General features: G+C 46.3%; 19 protein-coding genes. 16 read left to right on the top strand and 3 right to left on the bottom strand.

Annotated elements, in window-relative coordinates:
* The first annotated feature begins 271 nt into the window (after positions 1 to 271).
* The 14 genes from mnmG to glmU all read left to right on the top strand — a co-directional run bounded on the left by mnmG (position 272) and on the right by glmU (position 13,155).
* Positions 272 to 2,167: a tRNA uridine-5-carboxymethylaminomethyl(34) synthesis enzyme MnmG gene (gene mnmG, locus ACWYVB_RS18335; RefSeq protein WP_047010278.1), complete on the top strand. Its 1,896-nt coding sequence runs from the start codon at positions 272 to 274 to the stop codon at positions 2,165 to 2,167.
* Positions 2,167 to 2,802 (top strand): 16S rRNA (guanine(527)-N(7))-methyltransferase RsmG, encoded by a 636-nt coding sequence (gene rsmG / locus ACWYVB_RS18330; RefSeq protein ID WP_005394093.1) that lies wholly within the window; start codon positions 2,167 to 2,169, stop codon positions 2,800 to 2,802. The genes mnmG and rsmG overlap by 1 nt, the downstream gene beginning before the upstream one ends.
* Before the next feature lie 10 nt (positions 2,803 to 2,812).
* Positions 2,813 to 3,586, top strand: coding sequence for a ParA family protein (locus ACWYVB_RS18325; RefSeq protein WP_005383838.1), 774 nt, complete (start codon positions 2,813 to 2,815; stop codon positions 3,584 to 3,586).
* A gap of 24 nt (positions 3,587 to 3,610) precedes the next feature.
* A complete protein-coding gene (locus tag ACWYVB_RS18320; protein ID WP_164667034.1) occupies positions 3,611 to 4,492 on the top strand; it encodes a ParB/RepB/Spo0J family partition protein in 882 nt (293 codons plus the stop codon).
* 189 nt (positions 4,493 to 4,681) lie between these two features.
* The gene (locus tag ACWYVB_RS18315; protein WP_005378921.1) at positions 4,682 to 5,071 is read left to right on the top strand and encodes a F0F1 ATP synthase subunit I; all 390 of its coding nucleotides are present in this window, start codon (positions 4,682 to 4,684) and stop codon (positions 5,069 to 5,071) included.
* 8 nt (positions 5,072 to 5,079) lie between these two features.
* Positions 5,080 to 5,892 (top strand): F0F1 ATP synthase subunit A, encoded by an 813-nt coding sequence (gene atpB, locus ACWYVB_RS18310; RefSeq protein ID WP_005378922.1) that lies wholly within the window; start codon positions 5,080 to 5,082, stop codon positions 5,890 to 5,892.
* A 58-nt stretch (positions 5,893 to 5,950) separates the two neighbouring features.
* On the top strand, positions 5,951 to 6,205 hold the full coding sequence (atpE, locus tag ACWYVB_RS18305) for a F0F1 ATP synthase subunit C (protein WP_002540812.1): 255 nt from the start codon (positions 5,951 to 5,953) through the stop codon (positions 6,203 to 6,205).
* 74 nt (positions 6,206 to 6,279) lie between these two features.
* Positions 6,280 to 6,750, top strand: coding sequence for a F0F1 ATP synthase subunit B (gene atpF, locus ACWYVB_RS18300; protein ID WP_031780375.1), 471 nt, complete (start codon positions 6,280 to 6,282; stop codon positions 6,748 to 6,750).
* A 14-nt stretch (positions 6,751 to 6,764) separates the two neighbouring features.
* On the top strand, positions 6,765 to 7,298 hold the full coding sequence (gene atpH, locus ACWYVB_RS18295; RefSeq protein ID WP_457529655.1) for a F0F1 ATP synthase subunit delta: 534 nt from the start codon (positions 6,765 to 6,767) through the stop codon (positions 7,296 to 7,298).
* A 13-nt stretch (positions 7,299 to 7,311) separates the two neighbouring features.
* Entirely contained in the window at positions 7,312 to 8,853 is a 1,542-nt protein-coding gene (gene atpA, locus ACWYVB_RS18290; RefSeq protein ID WP_005394084.1) for a F0F1 ATP synthase subunit alpha, read from the top strand.
* Between the two features lie 44 nt (positions 8,854 to 8,897).
* Positions 8,898 to 9,764 carry a F0F1 ATP synthase subunit gamma gene (gene atpG, locus ACWYVB_RS18285; RefSeq protein WP_005394082.1) on the top strand — a complete coding sequence of 289 codons (867 nt, stop codon included), beginning with the start codon at positions 8,898 to 8,900 and terminating at the stop codon, positions 9,762 to 9,764.
* Positions 9,765 to 9,799: 35 nt separating this feature from the next.
* The gene (gene atpD / locus ACWYVB_RS18280; RefSeq protein WP_005383849.1) at positions 9,800 to 11,203 is read left to right on the top strand and encodes a F0F1 ATP synthase subunit beta; all 1,404 of its coding nucleotides are present in this window, start codon (positions 9,800 to 9,802) and stop codon (positions 11,201 to 11,203) included.
* A gap of 18 nt (positions 11,204 to 11,221) precedes the next feature.
* Positions 11,222 to 11,644, top strand: coding sequence for a F0F1 ATP synthase subunit epsilon (locus tag ACWYVB_RS18275; RefSeq protein ID WP_005378937.1), 423 nt, complete (start codon positions 11,222 to 11,224; stop codon positions 11,642 to 11,644).
* Positions 11,645 to 11,793: 149 nt separating this feature from the next.
* Entirely contained in the window at positions 11,794 to 13,155 is a 1,362-nt protein-coding gene (gene glmU, locus ACWYVB_RS18270) for a bifunctional UDP-N-acetylglucosamine diphosphorylase/glucosamine-1-phosphate N-acetyltransferase GlmU (RefSeq protein ID WP_262652277.1), read from the top strand.
* Between the two features lie 81 nt (positions 13,156 to 13,236).
* On the opposite strand, the gene ACWYVB_RS18265 is transcribed toward glmU, so the two are convergent.
* On the bottom strand, positions 13,237 to 13,977 hold the full coding sequence (locus ACWYVB_RS18265) for an amino acid ABC transporter permease (RefSeq protein ID WP_006742913.1): 741 nt from the start codon (positions 13,975 to 13,977) through the stop codon (positions 13,237 to 13,239).
* Positions 13,978 to 14,092: 115 nt separating this feature from the next.
* Between ACWYVB_RS18265 and ACWYVB_RS18260 the strand changes: the two genes are divergently transcribed.
* Positions 14,093 to 14,869, top strand: a complete 777-nt coding sequence (locus ACWYVB_RS18260) for a transporter substrate-binding domain-containing protein (protein ID WP_005394073.1) — start codon at positions 14,093 to 14,095, stop codon at positions 14,867 to 14,869.
* Positions 14,870 to 14,914: 45 nt separating this feature from the next.
* On the opposite strand, the gene punC is transcribed toward ACWYVB_RS18260, so the two are convergent.
* Positions 14,915 to 16,120, bottom strand: coding sequence for a purine nucleoside transporter PunC (gene punC, locus ACWYVB_RS18255; RefSeq protein WP_031780373.1), 1,206 nt, complete (start codon positions 16,118 to 16,120; stop codon positions 14,915 to 14,917).
* A 152-nt stretch (positions 16,121 to 16,272) separates the two neighbouring features.
* Between punC and punR the strand changes: the two genes are divergently transcribed.
* Positions 16,273 to 17,175, top strand: coding sequence for a DNA-binding transcriptional activator PunR (gene punR, locus ACWYVB_RS18250; RefSeq protein WP_005394068.1), 903 nt, complete (start codon positions 16,273 to 16,275; stop codon positions 17,173 to 17,175).
* A gap of 55 nt (positions 17,176 to 17,230) precedes the next feature.
* Here the strand turns inward: punR and ilvA are convergent, their stop codons facing one another.
* Complete coding sequence (gene ilvA / locus ACWYVB_RS18245; RefSeq protein WP_134648225.1) at positions 17,231 to 18,778, bottom strand: threonine ammonia-lyase, biosynthetic; 1,548 nt, start codon at positions 18,776 to 18,778, stop codon at positions 17,231 to 17,233.
* Between the last annotated feature and the right edge of the window lies 1 nt (position 18,779).

The raw sequence follows: 18,779 nt of genomic DNA, 5'->3' as shown, positions 1-18,779 counted from the left end.
CCCAGGTAATCCTCGATCTGATCCAATCATGATCACAAGATATGATCCAAAGAAGATCCATGATCTTGTTGATCATTTTTAGCTTATCCACAGAAACGGTCGATCCTAATAGTAGATCTAATAAAAGATCATATATATAGATCTTATATATATTTATCTTGAAGCTTAAAACGGATAAAACGAGAAAACGTTTTTCTCTGTGGCATAAAGCAGGTAAAATACGGCTCCTTTATCTGTCCATTAAATCCCTTTGAATACCTGAGGTCAGTTCATGCTTTATCACGAAAACTTTGACGTCATTGTTGTCGGTGGCGGACACGCAGGAACGGAAGCCGCGCTCGCATCTGCACGCACAGGACAAAAAACGCTTCTCCTTACCCATAACATCGATACATTAGGCCAGATGTCTTGTAACCCGGCGATTGGTGGTATTGGTAAAGGTCACTTAGTAAAAGAAGTGGATGCTATGGGCGGTTTGATGGCTGAAGCCATCGACCATGCAGGTATTCAATTCCGTACACTAAATGCCTCCAAAGGTCCTGCAGTTCGAGCGACTCGAGCTCAAGCGGATCGTGCTCTGTACAAAGCGTACGTCCGTAACGCATTAGAAAATGCACCTAACTTAACGCTGTTCCAGCAGTCAGTGGATGATCTGATTGTTGAGCAAGACCGCGCGGTTGGCGTGGTGACTCAAATGGGACTTCGCTTCCATGCGAAAGCCGTCGTACTAACGGTAGGTACGTTTCTTGGTGGTAAGATCCACATTGGCATGGAGAGCTCTTCAGGCGGACGTGCAGGAGATCCACCGTCGATCGCATTAGCGGATCGATTACGTGAACTGCCATTCCGTGTGGATCGTTTAAAAACGGGTACCCCACCGCGCATTGATGCTCGCACCGTTGATTTTTCAGTGCTTGAAGCTCAGCACGGTGATAACCCTACCCCTGTATTTTCATTCATGGGTAAACGCGAACAACACCCGCGTCAGATCCCATGTTTTATTACGCACACCAATGAGCAAACGCACGATGTGATCCGTAGCAACTTGGATCGCAGTCCGATGTACGCGGGTGTGATTGAAGGCATTGGTCCGCGTTACTGCCCGTCGATTGAAGACAAAGTGATGCGTTTTGCGGATAAAAATAGCCACCAAATCTTCATTGAGCCAGAAGGTTTAACGACGCACGAGCTATACCCTAACGGTATCTCGACTAGCTTGCCATTTGATGTGCAAGTACAAATCGTTCGCTCAATGAAAGGCTTTGAAAATGCGCATATCGTTCGTCCTGGTTATGCGATTGAATACGATTTCTTCGATCCACGTGATTTGAAGCAAACGTACGAAACCAAGTTTATTCATGGTCTGTTCTTTGCTGGTCAGATTAATGGTACGACTGGTTACGAAGAAGCCGCAGCGCAAGGCTTGATGGCCGGTCTAAACGCAAGCTTGTACAGCCAAGACAAAGAAGGCTGGAGCCCACGTCGTGACCAAGCTTACATGGGCGTATTGATTGATGATTTATCGACCATGGGTACCAAAGAACCGTACCGCATGTTCACTTCTCGTGCGGAATATCGCTTGTTGCTACGTGAAGATAACGCCGATTTACGTTTAACGGAAAAAGCACGCGAGTTAGGCTTGATTGACGATGTTCGTTGGGCTCGCTTTAACGAGAAACTCAATAACATGGAAACGGAACGTCAACGTTTGAAATCAACGTGGATGAATCCGAAGTCAGAAGGCGTGGATGAGCTGAACAAGCTGCTGAAAACACCAATGGCACGTGAAGCGAGTGGTGAGGATCTTCTGCGTCGTCCTGAGATCACTTATTCGCAACTGACGCAACTTGAAGCGTTTGCTCCTGCACTTGAAGATCAGCAAGCGGCTGAGCAAGTTGAAATTCAAGTAAAATACGATGGTTACATCAAGCGTCAGCAGGAAGAGATCGAAAAATCATTGCGTCACGAAAATACCAAGCTACCCGCAGATTTGGATTACCGCGATGTAAAAGGTTTATCAAACGAAGTCGTTGCTAAACTGAGTGAAGCCAAACCAGAGAGCATCGGTATTGCATCGCGCATTTCTGGTATTACGCCTGCTGCAATTTCTATTCTTCTTGTTCACTTGAAAAAGCATGGTTTGCTGAAGAAAGGTGAGGAAGAATAATGAGCGCATTGCGAACAAAGCTGGATTCACTGATCGCGAAAACCGATTTAGAAGTGTCAGAGCAACAAAGAGAGCAATTGGTCGGTTACGTCGAACTGCTCGACAAGTGGAACAAAGCGTACAACTTAACGTCGGTGCGCGATCCGCTTGATATGTTAGTGAAACATATTCTTGATAGCATCGTGGTGAGCACACACCTGCCCGGTGAGCGCTTCATTGATGTTGGTACTGGTCCGGGTTTACCGGGCATACCTTTGGCAATCATGAACCCTGAGAAGACCTTCTTCTTGCTCGACAGTCTTGGCAAACGCATCCGTTTTATCAAGCAAGTCGTGCACACATTAGGGCTGAAAAACGTGACACCAATTCAAAGTCGCGTCGAAGAATTCCAACCTGAAGAAAAATTTGATGGCGTTTTGAGTCGAGCTTTTGCTTCAATGACAGACATGGTGGAATGGTGCCACCATTTGCCGAAACAAGAGCATGGGGTGTTTCTAGCGCTGAAAGGACAGCACCCTAAAGATGAAATGGATCAGCTTCCTGAATGGTGCAGTGTGACAGAGATCATATCTTTAGCTGTTCCTGAGTTGGAAGGTGATCGTCATCTAGTAATCTTATCGCGCAAGGAAAATTAGCGAGGTAATCGTGGGTAAAATTGTAGCAATCGCCAACCAGAAAGGTGGGGTCGGCAAAACAACAACGTGCATTAACTTAGCGGCTTCGATGGCGGCAACAAAGCGCAAGGTTTTGGTGATCGATCTCGACCCGCAAGGCAATGCTACGATGGCCAGTGGCGTGGATAAGTATATGGTCGATGCCACCGCATACGATCTTTTGGTCGAAGATACACCGTTCGATCAAGTCGTATGTACCCAAACCACAGGGAAGTATGATTTGATCGCGGCGAACGGTGACGTAACCGCGGCAGAGATCAAATTGATGGAAGTGTTCGCTCGCGAAGTGCGTTTAAAAAATGCATTGTCGTCAGTTCGCGATAACTATGATTTCATCTTTATTGATTGTCCTCCTTCTCTAAACCTTCTTACAATCAATGCGATGGCAGCAGCTGATTCTGTGCTGGTGCCGATGCAATGTGAATACTTTGCGTTAGAAGGTTTAACTGCTCTTATGGACACAATCAGCAAGTTAGCGGCTGTGGTTAATGAAAACCTCAAAATCGAAGGTTTACTGCGTACTATGTACGACCCGCGCAATCGCCTATCGAATGAAGTGTCCGATCAACTTAAAAAACACTTTGGCAATAAAGTTTACCGTACCGTCATTCCGCGTAATGTGCGTTTGGCCGAAGCGCCAAGTCACGGTAAACCAGCGATGTACTACGATAAGTACTCTGCAGGGGCCAAAGCGTATCTTGCTCTAGCGGGCGAAATGCTCCGCCGCGAAGAAATCCCAGTTTAACTCTAACCTAAGGAATTCAACCCCATGTCTAAGCGTGGTCTCGGAAAAGGACTGGATGCGTTATTGTCGACCAGTTCGTTTGCTCGTGAAAAACAGCATATTGCATCGCATAGCCAAGAATTATCGGCAGACGGTGAGTTAACCGATTTAGCGATTGGTCAATTGCAACCGGGCGTATACCAACCGCGTAAAGATATGGCGCCTGAAGCGCTCGAAGAATTAGCGGCTTCTATTCAGTCACAAGGCATTATTCAGCCAATCGTGGTTCGCCAGGTTGAAAGCGGCCAGTTTGAGATCATCGCTGGTGAGCGCCGCTGGCGTGCGGCAAGGCAGGCTGGTTTAAAACGTGTGCCGTGTTTGGTGAAGAAAGTCGAAGATCGCGCGGCGATTGCCATGGCGTTGATTGAGAACATTCAACGTGAAGACTTGAATGTGATTGAAGAAGCACAAGCGCTTGAGCGCTTACAAGACGAATTTACGCTTACGCATCAACAAGTCGCAGAAGTGATTGGTAAGTCGAGAACGACGGTCAGTAACTTGTTACGTTTAAACCAGCTTGAGTCCGATGTGAAAAGCTTGGTTGCGGATAAATTGCTAGAAATGGGTCATGCGCGAGCGCTATTGGCCTTGCAGGGTGAACAGCAGGTTGAGGTTGCTCAACAAGTCGCGAAAAAGCAAATGACTGTTCGCCAAACCGAACAGTTAGTAAAAAAGTGCTTAGCCCCACAAAATGAGCAAAAAGGGCAACAAGAAGATACCGAAGCTGAGCAAATGTCGCATAAATTGAGTCAGCTGCTTGATGCAAAAGTTTCTCTGACCCGTTCTGCAAACGGAAAAGCGAAATTGACGATAAGTATTGATGAGCCTCACAAATTGGACCAACTAATTGCCAAGCTTGAGGCCTAGATGAGATAATTGATTTAGGTCAATTAATCTAATTAATCGAATTTTGTGCGAAAGTTGTCGTTTTGTAAACAAAACTGTAAGTTTTTGATGCAATCGAATTGCTTTACGTTGAACTGAACGTATAATTTTCGCCAATTTCCCAGCACAGAGAGTTTAGTGCGAAGTGGATATTACTAGAGGTACGAATACATGGTAGCTGCGTTAGCTAGACCAGGACGAGAGCTCGCAAGGCAATTGTTAATGATCCAGTCTGGCGCGGTTATTTTTGTGGCAGCAGGAATGGCGGTAGCCATAAATCCTGACTGGGGATTTTCAGCGCTGATTGGCGGAGGCATTTTTGTTGTTGCCAATGCAGTATTCGCGCTGTGTGCTTTCATGTTTAGTGGGGCTCGCGCTGCCAAGCGCATCGCGGCTTCCTTCTATACGGGTGAAGTACTGAAAATTCTCATCACGGTTGCACTGTTCTATGTTGCCTACATGTATATGCAGGTGGAACTTGTTCCCCTCAAACTAACCTATTTGCTGGTACTAGGTATTAATATCTGTGCACCAGTGCTATTCATTAACAACAAAAAATAGGATGAGTTATGGCTGCGCCAGGTGAAGCGCTAACATCGTCCGGTTACATTGCCCACCACCTTTCTAACCTATCGCTGTATAAGTTGGGTTTAGTAGGGTCGGAGACAAGTTTCTGGAACGTACATATCGATAGCCTGTTTTTTTCTTGGTTTACTGGTTTAATCTTCCTCGGAATTTTTTACAAAGTAGCGAAGAGAACAACAGCGGGTGTACCGGGTAAGCTTCAGTGTGCTGTAGAAATGATCGTTGAATTTGTCGCCGATAACGTCAAAGACACGTTCCATGGACGCAACCCACTGATCGCGCCTTTAGCACTGACTATCTTTTGTTGGGTATTTTTGATGAACGTGATGGACTTAGTTCCTATCGACTTCTTACCGTACCCAGCAGAACATTGGCTAGGTATCCCTTACCTTAAGGTTGTACCGTCTGCTGATGTGAATATCACCATGGCTATGGCTCTAGGCGTTTTTGCATTGATGATTTACTACAGCATCAAAGTGAAAGGTCTAGGTGGATTCGCAAAAGAACTTGCACTACATCCATTCAATCACCCACTTATGATTCCGTTTAACCTACTGATTGAAGTGGTATCGCTACTGGCGAAACCTCTATCACTTGGTATGCGTCTATTCGGTAACATGTTCGCGGGTGAGGTTGTATTCATTCTTTGTGCGGCAATGCTACCATGGTACTTACAATGGATGGGTTCACTACCGTGGGCAATCTTCCATATCTTGGTTATTACGATTCAAGCCTTCGTATTCATGATGTTGACAATTGTTTACCTGTCAATGGCACACGAAGATCCTGATCATTAATTTTTTTTAAAGCTTTTTATTTGGGCACTAAGCCAACAACTATAAATTGGAGATAGTAATGGAAACTTTACTGAGCTTTTCTGCAATCGCCGTAGGTATTATCGTCGGTCTTGCTTCTCTTGGTACAGCGATTGGTTTCGCACTGCTAGGTGGTAAATTCCTAGAAGGTGCTGCACGTCAACCAGAAATGGCTCCTATGCTACAAGTTAAGATGTTCATCATCGCGGGTCTACTTGATGCGGTTCCAATGATCGGTATCGTAATCGCGCTACTATTCACTTTCGCAAACCCATTCGTTGGTCAACTAGGTTAATCACCTTTAACTCGGGACGAGCGATTAGCGCTTGTCACTGATTAACACTAAGTCCAAATAGAGGGGTAGCTGTTGTGAACATAAACGCAACTCTGCTAGGTCAAGCAATCTCGTTTGCACTATTTGTGTGGTTCTGCATGAAGTATGTATGGCCACCATTGATGAAAGCGATCGAAGAGCGTCAGAAGAAAATTGCTGATGGCCTTCAAGCAGCAGAACGTGCTGCGAAAGACTTGGATCTAGCACAAGCCAACGCTTCTGATCAATTGAAAGAAGCGAAGCGCACAGCAACTGAGATCATCGAACAAGCGAACAAGCGCAAGTCTCAAATTCTTGATGAAGCTCGCGAGGAAGCTCAGGCAGAACGCCAGAAAATCCTAGCGCAAGCAGAAGCAGAACTTGAAGCTGAACGCAATCGTGCGCGCGATGACCTGCGCAAACAAGTTGCTACTCTGGCTGTAGCTGGTGCTGAGAAAATCCTTGAGCGTTCTATCGATAAAGATGCGCAAAAAGATATTCTCGACAACATTACTGCAAAACTTTAAGTCTGGGGGCGCATATGTCTGATTTGACTACTATCGCACGCCCCTATGCTAAAGCAGCCTTCGACTTTGCTTTAGAGAAAGACCAGTTGGACCAATGGGGCCAAATGTTATCTTTTGCTGCTGAAGTGGCCAAAAACGAACAAATGAACGAACTTCTAACCGGTTCGGTTTCTGCTGATAAAATGGCAGAGATTTTTGTTGCAGTTTGCGGCGAACAAGTTGATACGCACGGTCAAAACCTTTTGAAGGTGATGGCTGAGAATGGTCGTTTAGCGGCCCTTCCTGATGTTTGCACAGAGTTTTACACTCTGAAGAAAGAGCATGAGAAAGAAACCGATGTTGAAGTCATTTCAGCAACAGAACTTTCTGATGAGCAACTTGCAAACATTGGCAGCAAACTTGAAAAGCGTCTTGAACGCAAAGTGAAGCTGAATTGCAGTGTAGATGAGACCCTACTTGGTGGGGTTATTATTCGAGCCGGAGACCTAGTCATCGATGACTCAGCGCGTGGTCGTTTGAACCGCCTGAGCGATGCATTGCAGTCTTAATGGGGATTGGAGCATGCAACTTAATTCCACGGAAATTAGCGATCTAATCAAACAACGCATCGAATCTTTCGAAGTTGTTAGTGAAGCTCGCAACGAGGGTACTATCGTATCGGTAAGCGATGGTATCATCCGCATCCACGGCCTAGCGGACGTGATGCAAGGTGAAATGATTGAATTACCGGGTGGCCGTTATGCACTGGCACTTAACCTTGAGCGTGACTCGGTTGGTGCGGTTGTAATGGGCCCATATGCTGACCTTAAGGAAGGCATGAAAGTTACAGGTACTGGCCGCATTCTTGAAGTGCCAGTTGGTCCAGAGCTACTAGGCCGCGTAGTAAACACGCTGGGTGAGCCTATCGATGGTAAAGGTCCAATCGAAGCGAAAATGACTTCGCCTGTAGAAGTGATCGCACCAGGTGTAATCGACCGTAAATCGGTAGACCAACCTGTGCAAACTGGTTATAAGTCAGTTGACTCAATGATCCCAATCGGTCGTGGTCAGCGTGAGCTTATTATCGGTGACCGTCAGATTGGTAAAACAGCACTGGCGATCGATGCGATCATCAACCAGAAAGACTCTGGTATTTTCTCTATCTACGTAGCAATTGGTCAGAAAGCATCGACTATCGCTAACGTAGTTCGCAAACTAGAAGAGCACGGCGCACTACAAAACACTATCGTTGTAGTTGCATCAGCTTCTGAATCTGCAGCGCTGCAATACCTAGCGCCATACGCAGGTTGTGCGATGGGTGAATACTTCCGCGATCGCGGTGAAGACGCACTGATTGTTTACGATGACCTATCTAAGCAAGCGGTAGCTTACCGTCAGATCTCTCTACTACTTAAACGTCCACCAGGCCGTGAGGCATTCCCAGGTGACGTATTCTACTTACACTCGCGTCTACTAGAGCGTGCAGCTCGTGTAAACGAAGAGTACGTAGAGCGTTTCACTAACGGTGAAGTGAAAGGTAAGACTGGTTCATTGACTGCTCTTCCTATCATCGAAACTCAAGCAGGTGACGTTTCAGCATTCGTACCGACTAACGTAATCTCGATTACCGATGGTCAGATCTTCCTACAGACTGAGCTATTCAACGCCGGTGTTCGTCCAGCTGTTGACCCAGGTATCTCAGTATCTCGTGTAGGTGGTTCAGCTCAGACGAAAATCATCAAGAAACTATCAGGTGGTATCCGTACAGCACTAGCTGCATACCGCGAACTAGCTGCATTTGCTCAGTTCTCTTCTGACCTTGATGAAGCAACGAAGAAACAGCTAGACCATGGTCAAAAAGTAACAGAACTAATGAAGCAGAAGCAGTACGCTCCAATGTCTGTATTTGACCAAGCTTTAACTATCTTCGCGGCAGAGCGCGGTTACCTTGATGATGTAGAACTTAACAAAGTTCTAGATTTCGAGGCGGCTCTACTATCGTACGCTCGCGGTCAATACGCTGAACTAGCAGCTGAGATCGACAAGTCTGGCGCTTACAACGATGAAATCGAAGCTCAGTTGAAGAAACTGACTGACGACTTCAAAGCAACCCAAACTTGGTAATTAGGTCGGTGGCAGTTTCTGCCACCAACTAACGGAGAGTAACGATGGCCGGCGCAAAAGAGATACGTAATAAAATCGGTAGTGTTAAAAGCACGCAGAAAATTACGAAAGCGATGGAAATGGTAGCAGCTTCAAAAATGCGTCGTTCTCAAGATGCAATGGAAGCTTCTCGTCCATACGCTGAAACAATGCGTAAAGTGATCGGTCATGTGGCGAACGCAAACCTAGAGTACCGTCATCCGTACCTAGAAGAGCGTGAAGCTAAACGTGTTGGTTACATCATCGTTTCGACAGACCGTGGTCTGTGTGGTGGTTTGAACATTAACGTGTTCAAAAAAGCCGTTACAGACATGCAAGCATGGAGAGAGAAAGGTGCTGAGATTGAGCTTGCCGTTGTTGGCTCAAAAGCAACAGCTTTCTTTAAACATGGTGGCGCAAAAGTTGCGGCACAGGTTTCTGGCCTGGGTGATAACCCAAGCTTAGAAGACCTAATCGGTTCTGTTGGCGTAATGCTGAAGAAATACGATGAAGGTGAACTGGACCGTCTATACGTAGTATTCAACAAGTTTGTGAATACTATGGTTCAGCAACCAACGATCGATCAATTGCTACCTTTGCCTAAATCGGACAGCGAAGAGATGCAGCGTGAGCACTCATGGGACTACATCTATGAGCCTGAGCCAAAACCTCTACTGGATACGCTACTAGTGCGTTACGTAGAGTCTCAGGTATACCAAGGTGTGGTTGAGAACCTTGCTTGTGAACAAGCGGCTCGAATGATTGCGATGAAGGCTGCAACGGATAACGCAACCAACTTGATTGACGATTTGGAACTTGTGTACAACAAAGCCCGTCAGGCTGCGATCACACAAGAACTATCGGAAATCGTTGGTGGTGCAGCTGCGGTTTAAGCTTAGGTAAAACGAAATAGTTTAGAGGATTAACGATGGCTACAGGTAAGATCGTACAGATCATCGGTGCGGTAGTCGACGTAGAGTTCCCACAGAGCAATGTACCTAGTGTATATGACGCTCTAAACGTAACGGACTCAAAAGAGCGTCTAGTTCTTGAAGTTCAACAACAGCTAGGCGGTGGCGTAGTTCGTTGTATCGTAATGGGTAGCTCTGATGGTTTACGTCGTGGAGTTGAAGTGGTTAACACTGGCGCTCCAATTTCAGTACCAGTCGGTACTAAAACTCTAGGTCGTATCATGAACGTCCTAGGTGACGCGATTGATGAGCGTGGTGAAGTGGGCGCGGAAGAGGTTTACTCTATCCACCGCAGCGCACCAAGCTACGAAGAACAATCAAACGAGATCGCACTTCTAGAAACGGGCGTTAAAGTAATCGACCTAATTTGTCCATTCGCTAAGGGTGGTAAAATCGGTCTATTCGGTGGTGCAGGTGTAGGTAAGACCGTTAACATGATGGAACTTATCAACAACATCGCACTACAGCACTCAGGTCTATCCGTATTTGCGGGTGTTGGTGAGCGTACTCGTGAAGGTAACGATTTCTACTACGAGATGCAGGAAGCGGGCGTTGTAAACGTTGAGAAGCCTGAAGAATCGAAAGTAGCGATGGTTTACGGTCAGATGAACGAGCCACCAGGTAACCGTCTACGTGTTGCACTGACTGGTCTAACAATGGCAGAACGTTTCCGTGACGAAGGTCGTGACGTACTACTGTTCATTGATAACATCTACCGTTACACACTGGCAGGTACAGAGGTATCGGCACTGCTAGGTCGTATGCCTTCTGCGGTAGGTTACCAGCCAACTCTTGCAGAAGAGATGGGTGTACTTCAGGAGCGTATCACGTCAACGAAATCAGGTTCTATCACGTCTGTACAGGCGGTATACGTACCTGCGGATGACTTGACTGACCCGTCTCCAGCAACCACGTTCGCGCACTTGGATGCAACGGTTGTACTTAACCGTAACATCGCGGCAATGGGTCTATACCCTGCGATCGACCCACTAGATTCAACATCTCGTATGCTTGATCCACTAGTAGTTGGTCAAGATCACTACGAAGTTGCTCGTGGCGTTCAGCAGACACTTCAGCGCTACAAAGAGCTGAAAGACATCATTGCTATCCTAGGTATGGACGAGCTATCTGAAGAAGATAAGCAAGTTGTATCTCGTGCACGTAAGATTGAGCGTTTCCTAACTCAGCCTTACCACGTAGCAGAAGTATTTACAGGTGACCCTGGTATTTACGTACCTCTAAAAGAGACTCTACGTGGCTTTAAAGGTCTACTAGCTGGTGAATACGACGACATTCCTGAGCAGGCATTCATGTACTGCGGTAGCATCGACGATGCTATTGAGAATGCGAAGAAGCTATAAGGCTAACTAGGAGGCGATATGGCAGCAATAACCTTTCACCTAGACGTAGTAAGCGCTGAGAAGAAAATCTTCTCTGGTCGTGTTGAAACGTTTCAGGTGACCGGTAGCGAAGGTGAACTTGGTATTTTCCATGGTCACACACCGCTGCTGACCGCTATCAAGCCTGGTATGGTGCGTATTGTGAAACAGCACGGCCACGAAGAAATCATTTATGTTTCTGGTGGTATGGTAGAGATTCAGCCTGGTACAGCGACTGTACTGGCTGATACCGCTATCCGTGGTGAAGAGCTAGACGCAGCGAAGGCAGAAGAAGCCAAGCGCCGCGCTGAGGAGCAAATCCAGAATCAGCATGGTGACATGGACTTCGCACAAGCGGCCAGTGAACTGGCTAAAGCCATTGCTCAGCTACGAGTTATCGAGCTGACAAAAAAGCGTCGCTAAGCTCAATTAGCAACGTTGCATGACAAAAGGCGGCCAAATGGTCGCCTTTTTGATTAATTTTAGTTGGAAATTTACCTTACTCCATTAACTATTTTAAAAGAGCTGTTTAAAATAACGGCCAATTAACATAAAACGTCAATAGGTTCTCAATGAAATTCAGTGCTGTGATTCTTGCTGCGGGTAAAGGTACCCGTATGCATTCGAACATGCCTAAAGTGCTACACACTTTGGCAGGGAAGCCAATGGCAAAACATGTGATTGATACATGTACTGGTCTTGGTGCACAAAATATTCACTTAGTATTTGGTCACGGTGGTGATCAAATGCAAACTACTCTTGCTGAAGAACCAGTAAACTGGGTGCTGCAAGCGGATCAGTTGGGAACTGGCCATGCAGTTGACCAAGCATCTCCTCGCTTTGAAGACGATGAGAAAATCCTCGTGCTTTATGGTGATGTGCCATTAATCTCAGCCGAAACCATCGAGAACTTGTTGGATGCTCAACCAACGGGTGGTATTGCACTGCTTACAGTGATGCTTGATAACCCAACAGGTTATGGTCGTATTATTCGTAAAAATGGTCCTGTTGTTGCGATTGTTGAGCAAAAAGACGCAACGGAAGAACAAAAACAAATTAAAGAGATCAACACTGGCGTGATGGTTGCGACTGGTGGGGATCTTAAGCGTTGGTTGTCTGGCTTAAACAATAACAACGCGCAAGGCGAGTACTACTTAACTGACGTTATTGCAGCCGCACACGATGAAGGTCGCGCCGTTGAGGCAGTACACCCAGTAAACGCCATTGAAGTGGAAGGGGTCAACGACCGTGCTCAACTGGCTCGTCTAGAGCGTGCCTTCCAATCAATGCAAGCTCAGAAGCTACTAGAGCAAGGTGTGATGCTACGCGACCCAGCACGCTTTGATTTGCGTGGTGAGTTGCAGTGCGGTATGGACTGTGAAATTGACGTGAATGTTATCATCGAAGGTAAAGTATCACTCGGTGATAACGTGGTTATCGGTGCGGGTTGTGTACTGAAGGATTGCGAAATCGACGACAACACCATCGTTCGCCCTTACAGTGTAATTGAAGGTGCAACGGTTGGTGAAGAATGTACCGTTGGTCCATTTACTCGCCTTCGTCCTGGTGCTGAGATGCGTAACGATTCCCATGTGGGTAACTTCGTAGAAGTGAAAAATGCGTGTATCGGAGAAGGCTCAAAAGCGAACCATCTAACTTACCTTGGTGATGCTGAAATAGGTCAACGTACGAACATCGGTGCCGGTACGATTACTTGTAACTACGATGGTGCGAACAAGTTTAAGACCATCATCGGTAATGATGTATTTGTTGGTTCTGATAGCCAGCTGGTGGCTCCCGTCACTATCGCTGATGGCGCAACCATCGGTGCAGGCACGACGCTGACAAAAGATGTTGAAGAAGGCGAGTTAGTGATTACTCGCGTCAAAGAGCGCAAAATTAATGGCTGGCAACGCCCTGTAAAACAGAAATAAGCAGTACCTGCACTCTGTCGCTATATTGTCAAAGCCGCTCAACAAGAGCGGCTTTGTTGTTTCTAGCTAAAGGCTTCATCGTTAGTAACTGGGAATGGCGATGCGTTTTTCGAGCCAACGAACAGCTTGGGATACGAATAGAATGAGCAACAAGTACTCCAAAACGAGGAAGGTATAAATCTCTAGGGGTAAGTACTCATTCACCACCAGCTCATTGGCACGGCGAGTGAGATCGCTCAAACCAATCACACTAACCAAAGAACTCATCTTCAGGATATACACAAATTGATTTCCCAATGGTGGGAGAATTTGTCGAAACGCTTGGGGAAGAATTACCAAGTGCATCTTTTGCCAATAGCTTAAGCCCAAAGATTCAGCCGCTTCATGCTGGCCACGACTGATGGCTTGGATTCCGCCGCGAAACACCTCCGCCATAAACGCACTCTCAGCAATGGTCAGGGCAATAACACCCGCCCAAAAGTGATTGAGTGAGACATCCAACAGCGTTGGCATGCCGTAATACACCCAAAGTAGTAAGACTAAAACAGGCACTGAACGGACTACCTCGACATAAATGCGGTTGATCCACTTCAAGTAGGGAGAGTTCGACAGAGCCGGTAGGGCGATGATTAAACCTAAGGTCATCGCAAATAACATACTGAGGAGTGATACTTGGATGGTGTCACTAAATCCGGCGATTAAAAACTTCAGATTGGTGAGTCCTTGCTCCGTGGAGGGATCGAGCACATACCAGCCCCATTGATAATCTGAGCAACCTGTGAGCAACAGCAGCGAAATCAGCCATAGAGTTCGAAAGGTCACATTTACTCCCTGAATTAACTAAAAAACTTCCATTGTTGCTGCTATGTTATCAATAGAGCTTTAATAAAGGTTAATCATTAAACCGCATAAGGTCATTATTTTTAAGGGAATAAAAATGAAAAAGATTTTACTAGCGCTAGGAATGTGTTTACTTGCTGCAACTCAAATTGCTCATGCTGAAAGCCGTCTTCAATCCATTTTAGACAGTGGTGTACTCCGTGTTGGAACGACGGGAGATTGGAATCCGATGACGATGAAAGACCCTGCAACCAACAGTTATCGTGGCTTTGATATCGACGTAACGACAGAGCTTGCTAAAGATCTCGGTGTAAAAGTAGAGTATGTAGCCACGGATTGGAAGACACTAGTCAATGGCATTACCGCCAACAAATACGATATTACTGGCAGCGCGTCCCTGAATATGTCGCGCGCGAAAGTCGCTGGATACAGCCAACCGTATTTCTACCTTGCCTTTGTACCTGTTGTGCAAAAGAAAGATCTCGCCAAATTCTCTGATTGGGCAGATTTTAATACGCCTGATGTGAAAGTCGCGGCGACACTAGGAACGGTGCAAGAAAAAATGGTGAAAGAGTTTTTCCCGCTGGCTCAACACATTGTGATTGAAGCGCCAGCGCGCGACTTCCAAGAATTACTAGCTCGCAGGGCCGATGTATCGGTGACGTCCAATGTGGAAGCAGCGACGTTGGTGGACAAGTTTAAACAACTGGCGATAGTACCAGTGACCGCTCCGCGTAAACCGACACCAATTGCGATGCTGTTGCCGCAAGACGATCAAGTATGGATTAATTACATCAACCATTGGGTTGAGCTGAAAAAGACCCAAGGCTTTTTCAAGCTGACTGCCAAGAAGTGGGGGTTGAAAAGCTTATAAACAAAAAGAGCCGCATTACGCGGCTCTTTTTTATTATCTGAACAATTAAAGTTCGTCTTCACTCACTACACGAGCATTGTCTGGAGTCGTGAAGTGCTGAGACAATTCACGGTTAGATAAGATGTAACCCATCCAAAGACCACCCATACAGATGATGATTGCAACGCCCGTTACCATTTGAGCTTGGCTTGCCATTGCAGCAACTAATGCGCTTGATAGACTGCTCACAGTAATTTGTAAGCTGTTTTGCAGGCCTGCAGCTGTTGCAGGGCTTTGTTTAGCACTTGCCAACGCGCGGTTTACTACGATTGGGTATAGCGCACCATTGGCTACCGCAATTAAACAGAAAGGCGCTAGAATTGGCCAGATAGAAGACAGTTCCCATTGTGAGGCAATGAATATCATTATTGCCGCGACACTAAATAGTCCAATCAATTGACGTAGAACTTTTTCATCACCAAATTTACGAACGCCGACTTTACCCAAGTAACCACCAGCCATAAACGCGATAGTTTGTGGGATAAAGCTCAAACCAATATCTTTTGCTTCATAGCCTAGTTGCGCCATGATTTCTGGCATACCAGTTAGGTAAGCAAAGAATGCAGCCGAAGCCGTCGCAAACATAAACACGTTGCCAAGGTACTTTTTAGAACTCAGCAGCGCTTTGATGTCGGCAGACATACTGGTTTGTTTGATTTCTGCTTTCTCGTCTTTTTGGGCCATTGTCGCAAAGACCAAGAAGACACCAACTAGTGTCAGCGTAATAAAGATACTGTGCCAGCCGAAGTTATCTGCCAACACTACCCCTAATTGAGGTGCTAGTGCTGGTGATAGCGCGACTAACGGCATGATCGTTGCGAAAATTTGCTGACTGCTGCTTGAGTAGCGTTTAATGACCATGGCTTGCCAGATCACGGCTGGTGCACATACACCGATAGCTTGGATAAAGCGCAGTGTCAGTAGTTGCCATACTTGGTCACAGAAAGCCAAACCGAATGACGCGATAGTAAACAGCACTAACCCGGCCGCGAGTGTATTGCGGTGGCCAAATTTATCGGATGCCAATCCCCACATTAGCTGGCCAACCGCCATACCAACTAGGAATACCGTTAAAGAGAGCGCTATTTGCTCTGGGCCTGTTGCAAAGTCGATTTCCATCGCTTTGAATGCTGGCAGATACATATCGGTAGCAACGAAGCCAAGCATCGATAATGCTGCCAGATAAATGAGCTGTAGTTTTGAGATTTTCATGATTCAACCAGTCAAATTATTTAATCATTTTTTAATCAACATCAGTTGGCGCCAACCCTGATTTATTTACCTTATTATTCTATTTTTCGATTTTGATAAAATAAAACGCTAAAATTGTTGGTTATCAATCAAATTTTTTGAAAGGTTAAATCATGTTCTCTAAAGCATCTCTGGAAATGCTGGATACGGTTGCTCGTTTAGGCAGTTTCACCGCTGCGGCTGAGGTGCTGCATAAAGTCCCTTCAGCCATTAGCTATGGAGTAAGGCAGGTCGAGCAAGATTTAGATGTGGTGCTGTTTCGACGCTTACCGAGGAAAGTGGAGTTAACTCCAGCAGGTGAACTTTTTATGGCTGAGGCTCGCTCTTTGCTGCGTCAAATGGAAGAGGTGAAAGCACAAACACGCCGAGCGGCTCAGGGATGGAAGAGCACGTTAAAGCTGACCTTAGATAACGTGGTGAAGTTAGAGAAGCTCAAACCTTTAGTGGAAGATTTTTATCGCGAGTTTGAATTTGCTGAATTGCAGATCAATATGGAGGTCTTCAATGGTTCTTGGGAAGCCATAGCACAAGGACGAGCCGATATTGTCGTTGGCGCGACATCTGCGGTTCCCGTTGGTGGGGATTTTGAAGTCAAAGATATGGGCGTATTGGATTGGGCATTTGTAATGTCACCCGCTCATCCCTGTGTTCGACAACAAGTGCTTACTGAAGAGTTTGTGAGTCAATTTCCGGCGATCTGTCTTGATGATACTTCGAACGTGCTGCCAAAGCGCCATACTGGCCATTATCCGCAACAACGCCGATTGTTACTACCCAACTGGTACAGTGCAATTGAATGTTTGAAAAATGGAGTTGGCGTGGGTTATATGCCACGTCATATTGCAACGCCACTGATCAATGATGGTGTGCTGGTGGAGAAGGTGATGCCAGATGATAAGCCGCTCAGTCATTGTTGCTTGGTCTGGCGCAAAGATGATAATCATAAATTGATCCAATGGATGGTGGATTACCTAGGATCGCCTAATCAACTACATCAAGATTGGTTACAGTCATAAAAAAACACCTCGCAATAGCGAGGTGTTTTATTTGATATGTTTGGAGCGTGGCGTTTTATGACAGGAAGAACTTGTAAGACGGGTTGTCTGTTTCATCTTTGCATTGATAGCCAAGTTCGCGCAAATGTGCCGAAAACTGAGCTAAATCTCCTTCATCTAACTCGAAACCACATAAAACGCGTCCGTAGTCTGCGCCGTGGTTCCGGTAGTTGAACAAGCTAATATTCCAATGGGTACCAAGAGTGCTTAAGAATTTCAGCAAGGCACCTGGGTACTCTGGAAATTCAAAGCTGTAGAGTCGCTCTTTGAGTTGCTTCGATGGCTTCCCGCCGATCATGTAGCGAACGTGTAGCTTCGCCATTTCATCGTCAGAAAGGTCAACCACCGGATAGCCACCTTCACGTAGATCGTGAATGATGTTTTCCAACTCTTCTTGACCACCTTGCAGACGAACACCGACAAAGATATTAGCGAGTTCGTCATCGTTGTAACGATAGTTAAACTCCGTAACTGCACGGCCGCCAATGAGGTTACAGAACTCAAAGAAAGCACCTTGACGCTCAGGGATGGTGACGGCAAGCAGACCTTCACGTTTTTCACCAAGCTCGCAGCGTTCAGAAACATAACGCAGACCGTGGAAGTTGGTGTTTGCGCCAGACAATACTGTACCTAGATTCTTACCTTGCAATTTGTTTTGCTCAGCAAATTTCTTTAAACCCGCCAGAGCAAGCGCACCCGAAGGTTCAGCAATCGCACGGGTATCTTCAAAGATGTCTTTTACTGCTGCGCAGATTTCATCACTGGACACTGCAATATGGCCATCAATGTACTTCTGGCACAGACGGAAAGTCTCTTCACCAATGCGCTTTACTGCAACGCCATCGGCAAACATGCTGACTTGGTCTAGTACGACAGGTTCACCAGCATCCAGCGCGGCTTTCAGACAAGATGAGTCTTCCGGCTCTACGGCAATGACTTTGATTTCTGGCATTAACTGCTTCACGAGTACCGCAACACCAGCGGCCAAACCGCCGCCACCGACAGGAACGAAGATGTAATCAAGATGACCATTTTGCTGCAGCATTTCCATACCAATGGTGCCTTGACCTGCGATCACCAGTGGGTGATCAAAGGGGGGCACAAAAGTATAGCCATATTGCTCTGACAAACGTTCGGCTTCTGCTTTTGCTTCATCAAAGTTGCTGCCGTGTAGTACCACATTGCCACCAAAGCTGCGTACGGCGTCGACTTTGATATCCGGCGTGGTCTTTGGCATCACGATGGTGGTTTTGATGCCCAGCTTAGTGCCAGACAGCGCCATGCCTTGAGCGTGATTACCTGCCGATGCTGCGATGACACCAGCGGCTTTTTGTGCTTCAGTTAGGCTTGCCACCATGTTGTACGCACCGCGTAATTTAAATGAGTGCACGGGTTGGCGATCTTCGCGCTTGATTTGCACATTGTTACCAATACGCGCAGATAAACGAGGCATTTCTTGCAGTGGTGTTACTGTTGCGACTTCATACACCGGAGCGCGGAGGATTTGGCGCAGATAGTCTGCGCCAGTTTGATTTACTTTCTTTTCGGGTTGAGATTCCATCATT

This window comes from Vibrio sp. JZG10 (assembly GCF_054064075.1).
Note: the sequence above shows the minus strand (reverse complement) of the source record. Positions and strands in the feature narration are given on the sequence as shown.